The sequence below is a fragment of the Micromonospora vinacea genome (genome assembly GCF_015751785.1).
GTDB classification, from domain to species: Bacteria; Actinomycetota; Actinomycetes; order Mycobacteriales; family Micromonosporaceae; genus Micromonospora; species Micromonospora vinacea.
The window spans coordinates 4,003,105-4,015,278 of record NZ_JADOTY010000001.1; the positions used below are offsets into that span (position 1 = coordinate 4,003,105).

General features: G+C 72.0%; 10 protein-coding genes. 3 read left to right on the top strand and 7 right to left on the bottom strand.

The annotated features are described in order from the left end of the window. The first annotated feature begins 12 nt into the window (after window positions 1-12). On the top strand, window positions 13-1,329 hold the full coding sequence (locus IW249_RS18995) for a hypothetical protein (RefSeq protein ID WP_196921984.1): 1,317 nt from the start codon (window positions 13-15) through the stop codon (window positions 1,327-1,329). On the opposite strand, the gene IW249_RS19000 is transcribed toward IW249_RS18995, so the two are convergent. The 7 genes from IW249_RS19000 to IW249_RS19030 form a co-directional block, all read right to left on the bottom strand. Further along, entirely contained in the window at window positions 1,316-2,260 is a 945-nt protein-coding gene (locus IW249_RS19000) for an ABC transporter ATP-binding protein (protein WP_196921985.1), read from the bottom strand. The two genes, IW249_RS18995 and IW249_RS19000, sit on opposite strands and share 14 nt — an antisense overlap. Then, window positions 2,257-5,295 carry an FtsX-like permease family protein gene (locus tag IW249_RS19005; RefSeq protein WP_196921986.1) on the bottom strand — a complete coding sequence of 1,013 codons (3,039 nt, stop codon included), beginning with the start codon at window positions 5,293-5,295 and terminating at the stop codon, window positions 2,257-2,259. Before IW249_RS19005 ends, IW249_RS19000 begins: the two co-directional genes overlap by 4 nt. Window positions 5,296-5,373: 78 nt before the next feature. After that, complete coding sequence (locus tag IW249_RS19010; RefSeq protein ID WP_196921987.1) at window positions 5,374-6,021, bottom strand: ABC transporter ATP-binding protein; 648 nt, start codon at window positions 6,019-6,021, stop codon at window positions 5,374-5,376. Window positions 6,022-6,115: 94 nt separating this feature from the next. Then, the gene (locus IW249_RS19015; protein ID WP_196921988.1) at window positions 6,116-7,300 is read right to left on the bottom strand and encodes a low temperature requirement protein A; all 1,185 of its coding nucleotides are present in this window, start codon (window positions 7,298-7,300) and stop codon (window positions 6,116-6,118) included. A 59-nt stretch (window positions 7,301-7,359) separates the two neighbouring features. Further along, a complete protein-coding gene (locus tag IW249_RS19020; protein ID WP_196921989.1) occupies window positions 7,360-7,926 on the bottom strand; it encodes a TetR/AcrR family transcriptional regulator in 567 nt (188 codons plus the stop codon). Window positions 7,927-7,977: 51 nt separating this feature from the next. Further along, window positions 7,978-8,643, bottom strand: coding sequence for a hypothetical protein (locus IW249_RS19025; RefSeq protein ID WP_196921990.1), 666 nt, complete (start codon window positions 8,641-8,643; stop codon window positions 7,978-7,980). Then, complete coding sequence (locus IW249_RS19030; protein ID WP_196921991.1) at window positions 8,640-11,081, bottom strand: PEP/pyruvate-binding domain-containing protein; 2,442 nt, start codon at window positions 11,079-11,081, stop codon at window positions 8,640-8,642. The genes IW249_RS19025 and IW249_RS19030 overlap by 4 nt, the downstream gene beginning before the upstream one ends. 122 nt (window positions 11,082-11,203) lie before the next feature. Here IW249_RS19030 and IW249_RS19035 point away from each other — a divergent pair, with 122 nt between their 5' ends. After that, window positions 11,204-11,863, top strand: coding sequence for a M23 family metallopeptidase (locus IW249_RS19035; protein WP_196921992.1), 660 nt, complete (start codon window positions 11,204-11,206; stop codon window positions 11,861-11,863). Window positions 11,864-11,936: 73 nt separating this feature from the next. After that, window positions 11,937-12,167, top strand: a complete 231-nt coding sequence (locus tag IW249_RS19040; RefSeq protein ID WP_196921993.1) for a DUF2188 domain-containing protein — start codon at window positions 11,937-11,939, stop codon at window positions 12,165-12,167. The last annotated feature ends 7 nt before the right edge of the window (window positions 12,168-12,174 follow it).

Consider the following 12,174-nt stretch of genomic DNA (forward strand, 5'->3'; position numbering starts at 1 on the left):
GAGAGAGCCACCATGACCGTGACAACCGCACTGCTCACCGCGTCCCTGCTGGTCCCGAACGTGCTTCTCGGCCCGACCGCGATGACCGCCGAGGCGGTCACCTGGACCACCGCGAACAGCGTCGCCACCGGCGACCAGGACCTGCCCTCCATCGCCATGAACCGCAACGGTCACGTCGCTGTGGCGTGGGAGGACGACCGGGACAGCACCGCCCCGCAGGACGACACCCACAGCGAGATCTACCTGCGGCTGTTCCGCGACGGCACGCCCGCGTACGAGCTGAAGCTCTCCACCGGGGGGACCAGCGGGGCCGCCTGGCGGCACGTCAGCCCCGATGTGGGGCTCGACGACCGGGGCAACGCCGTGGTCGTCTGGGCCGCCGACGGCGACGGCAACGGCGTCTACAACATCCAGTACCGGGTGGTGTCGCCCGCCGGCGCGGTGCTCGGCTCCGGGCAGGCCAACGCCAGCGACGCCGGGCAGCAGATCTGGCCGAAGGTCTCGGTCGACCCGGACGGCGCGCCCACCAACGCCGCCGCCGTCGGCTTCACGGTGGTCTGGGAGGACGTGCAGGGCACCGCTCCCGCCACAGTCAAGGCCGCCGGGTTCACCGCGGCCACCACCAAGGCGTACGAGGTGACGGCCTCACAGACGACTGGTACCCACCACCGTCCCGACGTGGCGGTGTCCGCCTCCGGCGAGGCACTGGTGGTCTGGGACGAGGACGCCGACGCGAACGGCTCGTACAACATCGGGCTGACCCGGTTGGCCCGGTCCAACGGCGCCGTGACGCTGTCGCGGCGGACGGCCAACGCCCAGAGCGGCGGGCAGCAGCAGCGTGCCTCGGTGGCGGCGAACTTCGCCGGTGACTTCACCGTCGGCTGGGAGTCCGACCACACCGGCACCCGGGGTGTCTGGGCTCGATCGTTCACCGCGACGGCCGTGGCCCGGCACGACGAGGTCCCGGTCTCCACCGCCATCGGTGCCATCGCTCCCGGCGTCGGCATCGACGACCAGGACAACGTCGTGGTGGGCTGGACGGTGTCCGGCGCCAACCCGGACGTCTGGGCGCGGGGCCTCAACCCGGACGGCACGTCCAGCGGCCGGCTGGCGGCCCAGGCGCTGAGCCAGACCACGACAGGTCGCCAGGAGCACTTCGCGGTCGCCGCGTCGCCCTGGGGTGAGGTGAGCGTCTGCTACACCGACGACAACGACGGCAACTCCTTCGACCAGGTGCTCCTCGGCCTGGGGACGACGAACTCCACCTGGCTGATGTCCGCGGACGAGCTGCGCCGGCTGAAGGCGCGGGCGGGCGTCACGACCCACTAGGGCGCGGCTCGCCGCCGGCGCGCGCCACCCCGTCGTCCCCGCCGAGGGACGACGGGGCGGCCACGGCGCGCAGAGTGATCGACTCGTCGGTGTGGTCGACCTCCAACAACGTCCCGGCCGGGAAGCTCGCCACCGTCTCGGGTGGTAACTGGATCGTGCCGTCGCCGGCCACCACGGCGAAGTCACGGCCGTCGCGCCCCTCGGCGCCGACCCGGCCGTCCCGGATGGTGACCGCTCGGCCCAGTCGGGCGCCTACCTCACCGTCGTGGGTCACCACGACCACAGTGGTGCCGCGCTCCCCGTTCACGGCGGCGAGAGCCGCGAGCACCTCGTCCCGACCGGACGCGTCGAGTTGGCTGGTCGGCTCGTCGACCAGGAGCAGCCCGGGCCCGGCCGCGAGCCCCTGCGCCAGAGCGGCCCGCTGACGCTGCCCCGGGGTCAGGTCGCCCACCCGCCGCGCGCCTGCGCCGGCGAGACCCACGAGGTCCAGGATCGCCTCCGGCGGGTCGAGCCGGCGCCCGGCGAGGCGTGCTGCGGGTCGCTGCGCCAACCAGATGTTGCGCGACAGCGACACGTACGGCAGCAGGTTGCGTTCGGCGCCCTGCAACACGGTGCCGACCGTGGCCCCGCGCAGGGCCGCCAGACCCTTGGACGAGAGCCGGGACAGCTCGTGCTCGCCCACGTACACGCGTCCGGCAGAGGGTTGCATGAGCCCGCCGAGGATCGCCACCAACGTGGACTTTCCCGAGCCGGACGGCCCCACCAACGCGAGCATCTCGCCCGCCGAGATCCGCAGGTCCACGCCGGAGAGCGCGACGACGTCCCCGCTGGCGGTGGGGTAGATGTGGATCAGCCGGTGGCAGGCGACCGCCAGACCGCCAGCCGAATGCGCCGCGGTCACCGGCTCGTCCTGCCGCGCGGCGGCGGTCATCGCCCGCTCCGGCGGCGTACCGAGGCGGCGACCACCCGACCGAGCACGACCGCCGTGAGGGCGAACAACGCGACCGCGGGCACGACGAACAACAGCAGCCGACCGACGTCCGGCCACTCGGGCAACGGGACCGGTGAGCGGCCGTCACTGAACAGGCGCTGCCCGCCGCGCGTGAGCAGCCAGATCACCACTGTGACGAGAGCGCCCGAGACGGCGGCGACAGCGACCGGCCACCCGTAGCCGCCACGGAGGGCGCGTGGCGGTAACCCCTGTCGACGCAGCGCCACCAACATGGCCACCCGGGGACGCTGCTCGGCCACCGCCATCGCGATCAGGCCGGCCGCCCCGATCAGCACCCCCGCCAGCGCGGCGAACATGTTGAAGCGCACTGCCAACGCCGTAGCCTGGCGATCGAATCCCTGGCGTAGGGCCGTGGCTGTCCGGTCAGTCTCGATGACCAGACCCTGTGCGCGAAGTCGGTCGAGGACGTCAGTGGGGGCCGCCCGAGCCAACCAGACCTCCTCGTTGCCGTTCTGACTGGCGACGGCGAGTCGATCCGCGTACTCCAGGTCGACGATCAGACCGGATCGACCGAGCCGCGGCAGACGATCGGCCAGACCCCCGACCAACGCCCTGGTCGGTGTCCCGTCGACCCCGTCGTACGCATGGATCCCGCCGAGCGGAGTCCCCGCTGATCGGGTCAGGTAGACGGGTAGCGGAAAGGGCGCGTCGACAACAGCGATGCCGGCCGGCGTCGCACGCCGGTTCTCCGCCACGGAGAGGATCAGCGCCGCATCCGTGCCGCTCGCGACGTCGAGGAAGGTGTCATCCGGATCGGACAGCCGCCACCGCGTCGTATCGGCGAACTGCGCACCGGTCAGCACAAGCGTCTCGCGACCGCCGTCTTCATCGCCGGTTCGCAGTGCCTCGAAGCGGACCTCCAGGTTCCCGGAAACCACCGGTGCGACGATGTCGATTTTGACCAGCCGGCATTCCTGCACGCACTCGGGCACCTGGAGGACGTAGCCCTTGCGGCCGGGCTCGATGTCATCGCGAGAGGTGACCACTCGGGTGCCGTTGGCGCTGGAGACTGTGACCGCGAGGCGGACCTTGTTGCCGCCGAAGACCTTGGCGTCGAAGTTGGCGGAGATCTGAACGGTGAGCAGGCGCCCGCGTAGTCGTACAGGTGCCCCGGGCGCAGCTGGGCGGATCTTTCGTGCAACCTCCGCCAGGGACACGCCGTAGGACGGATGCGGCCCGGCCACTGTCGCCAGCCGGTCGGAGTCCACAGCCAGCAGCGGTGTGCCGACCGTGGAGGACGAGGCCGTCACCACCGTGGCCATCGCGAACCGACCCTCGGGATCGGCCGCCCGAACGGCTGCCAACAGGTGCGAACGCGACGTCGCGTCGACCTCGACCACGCGCGGCGCACCGACCTCGACGGTCGCCCGATCACGGTAGGCGGCCGACGCGACCTCGCTCGTGGCGACGGTGAATGCGAGCATCGCGACGACCACCGTGAGCAGCGCGATCAGGGGCCGGAACCGTGGTTGCCGGGCCACCTGCACCAGGGCGAGACCACTGGCGGTCCGGCCACGCGACAGCAGCGCACCACCCACCGCCGCGCCGGCGATCATGGCGACTCGCGCCAGCAGCACCCCTGCGGCGAGCGCCCCGAGGACCGGCGCCACCAGTGCCAGTCCGCTGGGCGGTCCGCCGGAGCGCAACTGCACGACGGCAGCCACGGCGACGGACACCGCGACGACATCACCGATTGTCGCCCGCCATCCCCGTACCCGTGCCGGCACCCGGCGTAGCAGGTCGACGACCGGTGCGGACAACATCCGCGCCTGGGCGAGCAGTACCGCGGCGAGCGCGCCGAGGGCGCCGATGGCGGCGAAGCCGATCACGGTGGCGTCCATCGTGACGTCGGCGCGGGCAGGAAGGGTGCGCGCGGCGAGCAGTGTGGCAGCGGCGAGGCCACCCAGGCAGCCGAGGGGGATCGCGACCAACGCGGGTGCGGCGTGCTCGCCGATCGCCAGCACCCACAGGCGTCGGCGCTGCACCCCGCGGAGCAGGAGCAGGCCCTGCTCCGGTCGCCGCTGGTCGGCGGCCGAACTCACCGCGACGAAGAGCACCAGCCAGCAGAGCAGGACCAGCAGCCCGGCGCCCAGCGTCACGCCGTCGGCCAACTGCCCTCGTTGCACGGTGACGCGATCAAGCAGGCTCGGCACTGTGGTGCCGGCACCGAAGCCCTCGCGGCTACCGTCGCGCTGCACCACAGTGATCGCGTCTCGCAGGCCCTGCACGCGCCGGCTGTCCAACAGGTGCTCGGTGACGTAGAGGTCGGCCGTCGACACGTGCAGGATCGCCTGTTCGTCGGCCAGGGGTGCGGCCTCGGCGGTGAAGATCGCGTCCTGGGCGCTGCCCGCGATCGACGTGCCGGGCGGCCCCGCGGCGGGTGGCCGAATGAACTCCCCGCCGAGCCAGAACGAATCGGTCACGTCCCGCGGTCGGTAGACACCGGCTACCCGCACCGGCACCGCGCCGAAGGTGAACTGATCGCCGACGACGACGCCGAGCCGGGCGGCGGTGTGCGTGCTGACCATGACCTCGGGGAGTTGACCCCTCGGGGTGGACCGAGGGCAGGCTCCGGTCAGGTCGACCCGCTCGCAGACCCCCGCTCGGAAGGTCAGATTCGAGGTGACGCTCCCGGCCTGGCCGGCGGCGACACCACCGCTCTGCGCGCCCAGGACGACGTCGAATCCGGCCGGCGTGAGTTGCCTGACCTTGGCCGCGAACACGGTGCCTGCGGGGTCAGCCGGCATTCCCGGATATTCGACGGCTTCGGTGAGCCGCACCCGAAGCTCGTTCGGCGACGCCTTCGACATCTCGTAGCTGGCCAGGGACTGCCCGGCCGCGGCGACATAGCTCGGGGCCGCCGCGGCGGCGGCACTGGCGAGCACCGCGAGCAGGAGCACCGCCAAGGCGTGTGCCCGGCGTGCCGCGAGCGCTCCCCAGATGACGATCAGCATTGATGGTGAGGGTATTGACGTGACCGATCGGCCATTGTCCCGGCGAGTGGACCGAAACCTAACAGTTACGGCTCTCCCTCAACCGCGAACGATCTCCGCCCGCCCTTCGAGGAGGTGCAGTTCCGCCTCGCAGGCGGCGGCCACCTCCGGGTCGTGGGTGGCGAACACGACGGCGGCGCCCCGCCGCGCCTCATCGTGGAGCAGATTCAGAATCCGCTGTCGGTTCCCCGCGTCCAGCTCGCTTGTCACCTCGTCGGCCAGCAGCACATCGCCGCGCAGGGCCAGGCCGCGGGCGACGGCCGTACGTTGCTGCTGGCCGCCGGACAGCTCCTCGACGAGCTGGTTGGCCTGGCCGCAAAGGCCCAGCAGGTCCAAGGTCGCGGCGGTTTGTTGACGGGCCTCGGGTGGTGTCGCGCCGTCGGCCGTGAGTGCCACCTGGAGGTTCTCGGCCGCGGTGAGGATCGGGGCAAGGCCGTTGTCCTGCGGGATGAGGACGATCCGGTGCTCGACCGCGTGATCCCGGTCGCGCAGCGGCTTCCCGTCGACAGTCACTGAGCCGTCCCGTGGCCGCAGCAGCCCCGCCATCGCGTGGAGCAGGGTGGTCTTGCCGGCGCCCGACGACCCGGTCAGTGCCAGGACCCGACCCGGTCGGACCGTCACCGAGATGTCAGTGAGGACGGCCGGCGCGTCGCCGTAGCCGACCGAAACCCCGTGCAAGCTCAGCACGTGCCACCGCCCCTCCCCGGCGCCGATGATGCGCAGACTGCCACGGCGAGCGGGAGTCGCACAATCCCGTCGATCTGTCTGCGGTACGCCATGGTCAGTCGGCTCGGGTCAACCGCTCGTAGAGGACCAGGGCGGTGAGGAAGGCCGCCAGGAGGCCGAGGGCGGCGACCGCGGGCACGATCCGGGCCACCGGCACCAACAGAAGGACGACGCCGATCGCGACGAGCGGACCCGGCGATCCACCGACGGTCAGCCGGAGGAACAGCAGACGACCGATGAGGTAGAGCGCGGTCCCGCCGTAGAGCACAGCGGCCCCCGGCCATCCCATCGGCTCCCCGGCGGGGTGCCGGGGCTGATCGGTCAGGCTCGCGAGGATCAGGTGGACGCCCAGGGCGAAGTAGACGACCCCGGCGACCAGCGGCAGGTGCGCCAGCGTGTACGCGTCCGACGCCAGCTGTTGACGGCGTCGGGAACGCGGCGAGGCCGAGGTCAGCACCTCCGCGGCGGCCGGGGCGACGCCCACGAAGTAGAGCCACCACAGGCACACGGTCGCGGCGAAGCCGAACACCGCGGCGAGCAGCACCGGCCAGGCGATCACGGTCAGGCCCGCGCCGGCCCCGGCCGACAGCAGGGACTCACCCAGCACGATGATCAGCACCAGACCGTGGCGTTCGGCGAAGTGAGCCCCGCTGCGGACCTCGCCGAAGCTGGCGGCGGTGGCGATCCGGCCGCCGCCGAAGTCGACGACGAACGCCACGGTCCACAGCACGGCCTGTGCGGTCCCGCCGAGGATGGCTCCCACCAGCAGCGGGGCCCAGGCGAGTGTGGTGGACACGGCGAAGCGCAGGGTCTGCCGCCGGTACTGCGGGTTGCCGGCGGAGGCGTAGGTCATCAGGCCGAGGTGCAGCCCGCGGACCACGATGTAGGCGATGGCCAGTGTGAGCGGCGGGCTCAGCACCCCGTCGTGGCGCTGCCACGCCTGTGGGATCACCAGCGCGGCCACGAAGATGGCGGCCATCGCCACGAGCATCCCGGCCAGCACGGGCCCGTTGTCGGCGCGGACCTGGTTGCCCAGCCAGGCGTAGCAGCTCCACGTGTACCAGAACCAGAGCAGGAGCAGCAGCCCCTGGTAGAGGGTCAGCGGCCCCAGCGACTCCGCCATGAAACCGATGAGCCTCGTGAGCGCGAACACCAGGACCAGGTCGAAGAAGATCTCGAAGGTGGTGGCCCGGTGTGCCTCCTCGACCAGCACCGGCCCGGACCGGTGGACGCGGCTCATCCGCTCATCCTGGTCTGCTGACCACCCTGGCCGGGGGTCAACGCGCAGCTGCGACCGGATCAGCCGAAGAGCAGGTCGAGATGGGCGTCCAGTGCGCCCAGCGCCTGTTCGGCGGTGTACTGCCCGCCCAGCAGGTAGACACCGAGCCCCTCCATCAGCGCCAGCAGGCCGGCAGCGGCGGCGGCGCCGTGGCGGTCGGGCAGGAGGCTGGCGATGAACCCGGTGAACTGGGCGGTGTCCTCGTGCAGGCGGGGCGCGGTCGATGGTCGCACCGCCGTGTAGGCGAGGAACGCGAGCGCCACCCGCCCGTTGTCGCGGGTGCCCTCGTCGAGCGGCAGCAGCGCGGCGAGCATGGTGCGCAGCAGCTGCCGGGGCGGCGGGTTCCCGCCCAGCCGCGCCACCGCCTCGGTGACCCGGAGCTGGCTGCGCTCGCGCACCACACTCAACGCGAACGCCATCATCTCGTCCTTGGTCCGGAAGTAGTGCTGGACCATCCCGGCGGACACGCCGGCCTCGGCGGCAACGTGTCGGAGGCTGACGGCCTCCAGGCCCTGATCGGCGGCGACCCGCATCAGCGCGTCCGCGATGAGGGTGCGTCGCTCCTGGTGATCGACCTTCTTGGGCATGGCCTCGATCGTTTCACAGTGGGTGGCCCGGAGACCCCGCCAGCGCGGCGGTCACCGGCTGACGGGGTGGCTCGTGGGGGTGCCCCGGGCGCTGCGCAGCAGGCCGTCCGGGTCGTCGGCGTACAGTCGCAGCTCGTTCATCGGCAGGGACCCGGTCTTCGGCAGGTCGAAGGTCAGCGGCCGACGCAGCAGGACGTCGATGCTGGTCTGGCTGCCGACCGAGATGGACACCACCCGTCGGTCGCCCTCCTGCTCGACCTGCACCGATCTGCTCGACGGCAGCGAACGGTAGCGCTTGCGCAACGCCTCGATGTCCGTCCACGGGATCCAGATGTCGATGCCCCAGCTGAGCCGTACCCGAAGACCCCGGTCGCCCACGACGTGAGGGTGGATGGTCATGCTGGCGAACAGACCGATCATCCAGAGCAGACCCCAGATGCCGAGGCCCAGCACGATCCAGCGGGCGGGCCGCCACGGCACCACGTGGGTGACCACCACGTCGAAGATCGGGATCTCCACGACCGACAGGCCGATGAAGATGCCAAGGATCGGCTTGACCACGCCGAGGTAGCCGAACGGCTCGTCGCCGGGCCCCAGCGGCAGTGGGCGACGCCGCGCCCACGCGTACAGGCTGCGCCACGTCGCGGCCTCGGCTTCGGCCGCCCGACGCAGCAGCGGGCCCACCCGCGCCCTGATCGGTGTCTTCGTGTCGGTCATGGTCGTCCTTCTCGTTCGGGGGCCGACGGTCCGTGCAGCGTGACGGTTCCGGCGCCGCCGTCCACGGTGACCAACTGCCCGGTGGTGATGGTCCGGGTGGCGTCCGGCACGCAGATGACTGCGGGAATGCCGTACTCGCGGGCCACGGTCGGGCCGTGCGCCATGATCGCGCCGGTCTCGGTGACCAGCGCCGCCGCGGTGAGGAACAGCGGGGTCCAGCCGGGGTCGGTGGTCGCGGCCACCAGAATGTCGCCGGGCTCGACGTGGGCGCTGCCCGGGTCGTGGACGACCCGGGCGGGGCCGGTCACCCGGCCCGCCGACGCGCCCACTCCGGCGAGCGTCCCGTCGCCGGCTGGCACGACCGGCAGGACGGTCTCGACATCCGTGCCGTCGGAGAGCAGCGCCACCGGCACCGTCCGACGCCGCAACTCCCGGCGGTGCACCGCCCGTCGGGCGGTCACGGTCCCGCGCAGATCAACACCCTGGTGTACGGCGGTGTGCGCCTCGTCGAGGGTCAGGAACATGATGTCGTCGGGCTGGTCGAGCAGGCCGGAGTCGTGCAGGTCGGCTCCGATGAGCAGCAGTTGGCGGCGCGTCTCCCGCAGCGGGTACAGCCCGGCGAACTTGCCGGCCTCGCGCAGGCCGGCCAACGATCGGGCCCGGCGCAACAGGAAACCGACCAGCCTGCCCCGCACCGGCCGTCGACGGCGGGCTCGCGTGGTCAGCTCCCGCAGTGCCGTCTCCGCCGCCGAAGTGGCCCGCTGGAAGCGTTGGTCGGGGCCCTGCCGCGGATCGGTGACCCGCAGGTAGTTGGCGACCGCGGCGAAGACCGGTGTGGGGTCCTCCGCCCAGCGCGGCACCCCGAGGTCGACTTCGGCGACGCCCCGGTGACCGTAGACGTCCAGGAAGGCCGCCATGCCGATGTCGGGCAGCGTCCCGCGACGGTAGCGCGCGGCCAACTCGGCCGGCGGGGTGTCGAGGAGAAGCTGGCGGTGGTCACCCGCGCCCTGGGCGAGCCGCCACAGGGCCAGGTCCATCTCGATGGTGACGTTGTGCGGCATGCCGCCCAGCACGGCGTGGATCTCGTCCGGCCCGGCGATGCCCTTGAGCAGGGCGGTCGGCAGCGCGGTGGCCAGCATTCCGGCGACGATCGGCCACATGATCGCGTCGGCGCTGTCGTCGGGGTCGGCGTCCTGCGCCTGCACGAAGCGCAGCCGGTCCGCCGTGGTACGCAGGTCGGCGGGGGCGGCTGAGCGTACTCTCAGCTGCTCGATCGCCTCGAACATCCGGGTCCGCGCGGCCTCGGGACGGGCCAGCGCCCGCAGGATCCCCACCACCGCGCGGCCTGCCGTCCGCAGCGACGCGCCCCCCGGTGCCCCACTGCGCCGCGCGCCGCCGCCGGTCGGCGCGAACCGGGGATCCGCGAGCACGTGCAGCATCACCGCCTGGGCGCGCGGCCCGAAGTCGACAGCCAGGAGCTTCACCAGTCGCTTGCGGGACGACCGGTCGCGGGCGAGGTCGGTCAGGTCGCCGTAGAGGCGGCCGCCGATGTCGACGATGTCGACCCGCACCCCGAGGGCGGCGAGCATCGCGGCGATCTGCGCCCGCAGGGTCGACATGCCCATCGGGGTGACCGGTTGCCGCATGCCCTGGACGTGCCCGAACTCCAGGTAGACGCGGGGGAGGGGCTTTCCGCTCGGCGGTGGGGCGGGGAACAGGCTGGTGATCGGCCGGGACTGGAGGAGCCACAGCACGTCGTCCGCGTCGATCGCCCACTCGACGTCCTGTGGGCAGCCGAAGTGGGCCTGCAACCGTTCCCCGACGGCGCGGAGGCGGGCCAGTTGGGTGGCTGTCAGGCAGCCGGCCTCGTCGCGAGTGACGTCGTCGAGGACGTAGTGGTCGACGGCCGTGGCGCCGTCCACCACTGTCGTGCCGAGGCCGGCGGCGGCGTCGACGGCCATCTCGTCGCGGCGCCCGGTCAGCGGGTTCGCGGTGAACAGCACCCCCGCCACCGCGGGGGTGACCATGCGCTGCACGACGACGGCCATTCGCACCGTCTGGTGATCGATGCCGCGGGCGTCGCGGTAGGCGGTCGCGCGGTCGCCGTGCAGCGAAGCCCAGCACTTCTCGATGGCGGCGATCAGTTCGGCGGTACCGCTGACGTTGAGGACGCTGTCCTGCTGACCGGCGAAGCTCGCGTCCGGCAGGTCCTCGGCGGTGGCGCTGGAGCGCACCGCCACCGGGCCTGCGCCGAGCCGCTGGTACGCGGCGACGACCTCGGCCGTGGGGACGACGCCGAGTCGGTGCGCCTCGGTGGTGACGCAGAAACCGTCGGGGACCCGTTCGCCGTGCCGGATCAGCTCGCCCAGCCCGGCCGCCTTGCCGCCGACCAGGGCGGTCATGTCGGCGGTCACCTCGGACAATGCGATCACGTGCATGGCGGCCCACTCTCTTTGCAATACAACTGCATTGCATCTGACCGTACCCGCTTGGCGATGCGACTGCAATGTCACCGCCGTGGGTGCGCCACCTCCGGGCCGGGGTCTTGCCGGGATCTGCCATGCTCGGGCCGGTGACGACCGGCCGCCCGCCCAGAGCCCGTTCCCACCGCCGCCCTCGAAGCCGAGCCATCCGCGTCCTCCTCGCGCTCGTCGCGCTGGCGGCCGTCCTGGGCATCGCGGTGGTCGCGGTGCCGATGCTGCGACCGGCCGGGCCCCGCCCGCTCTTCCAGATGCCGGTGACCTGCGGCGAGACGTGGCAGCTCAGCACCTACCCCGGTCACGACGACTACGACGTCGACTTCTTCCCGGTCGAGGGCGAGACGTGGGGACGTCCGGTGCTCGCGTCGTACGCCGGGACGGTCACCGTGGCGGGCATCAACGGTTCGTTGGGCGGCCGGACCCCGGAGGACCCGGACGGCCCACGCGGGCGCGGCGGCGGTTACTGGGTGAAGATCGACCATGGCGGCAAGTGGGAGACGCAGTACCTGCACATGCTTGAACCGCCACTGGTCACCGTCGGTCAGAAGGTCGCCCAGGGTGACCAGATCGGGCGGCTCGGCAGCACCGGCAACTCCGGCGCACCGCACCTGCACTACGAGCAGCGCCGCGGCTGGGAGAAGGTCGAGACCCACTTCGACGGCGTCCCGTCGGGCATCACCACCGACGAGCGCGAACAGATCCTCCGGCGGGTGAGCAACAACTGCCCGACCGTCTCCTGAGGAACGCAGTTTGCCCGGCGAGGCTCGGGGGCACTGATTCGGGAGACAGCGCAGACGCAGGGAGGAGCCAGCCATGGTCAAGGGTGACGTCGACACGTACCACGAGGACGGGCAGTGGAAGAACAAGCCGGAGGGCCAGGAGCGGGCCAGCAGCACGCATGACGTGAAGGCCGACGCGCAGGCCCAGGGCCGCGAGATGGCGGCCGACCGCGGCGTCGAACACGTGATCAAGAAGCAGGACGGCACGATCGGGGAGAAGAACACCTACCCCCGCAGCCGTGACCCCCGGGACATCGAGGGCTGACAGGTTC

Excerpts from the sequence above, each read along its gene's own strand:
- IW249_RS18995 (WP_196921984.1), top strand. The coding sequence starts at position 13 with ATGACCGTGACAACCGCACTGCTCACCGCGTCCCTGCTGGTCCCGAAC.
- IW249_RS19000 (WP_196921985.1), bottom strand. The coding sequence starts at position 2,260 with ATGACCGCCGCCGCGCGGCAGGACGAGCCGGTGACCGCGGCGCATTCG.
- IW249_RS19005 (WP_196921986.1), bottom strand. The coding sequence starts at position 5,295 with ATGCTGATCGTCATCTGGGGAGCGCTCGCGGCACGCCGGGCACACGCC.
- IW249_RS19015 (WP_196921988.1), bottom strand. The coding sequence starts at position 7,300 with ATGAGCCGCGTCCACCGGTCCGGGCCGGTGCTGGTCGAGGAGGCACAC.
- IW249_RS19020 (WP_196921989.1), bottom strand. The coding sequence starts at position 7,926 with ATGCCCAAGAAGGTCGATCACCAGGAGCGACGCACCCTCATCGCGGAC.
- IW249_RS19025 (WP_196921990.1), bottom strand. The coding sequence starts at position 8,643 with ATGACCGACACGAAGACACCGATCAGGGCGCGGGTGGGCCCGCTGCTG.
- IW249_RS19030 (WP_196921991.1), bottom strand. The coding sequence starts at position 11,081 with ATGCACGTGATCGCATTGTCCGAGGTGACCGCCGACATGACCGCCCTG.
- IW249_RS19035 (WP_196921992.1), top strand. The coding sequence starts at position 11,204 with ATGCTCGGGCCGGTGACGACCGGCCGCCCGCCCAGAGCCCGTTCCCAC.
- IW249_RS19040 (WP_196921993.1), top strand. The coding sequence starts at position 11,937 with ATGGTCAAGGGTGACGTCGACACGTACCACGAGGACGGGCAGTGGAAG.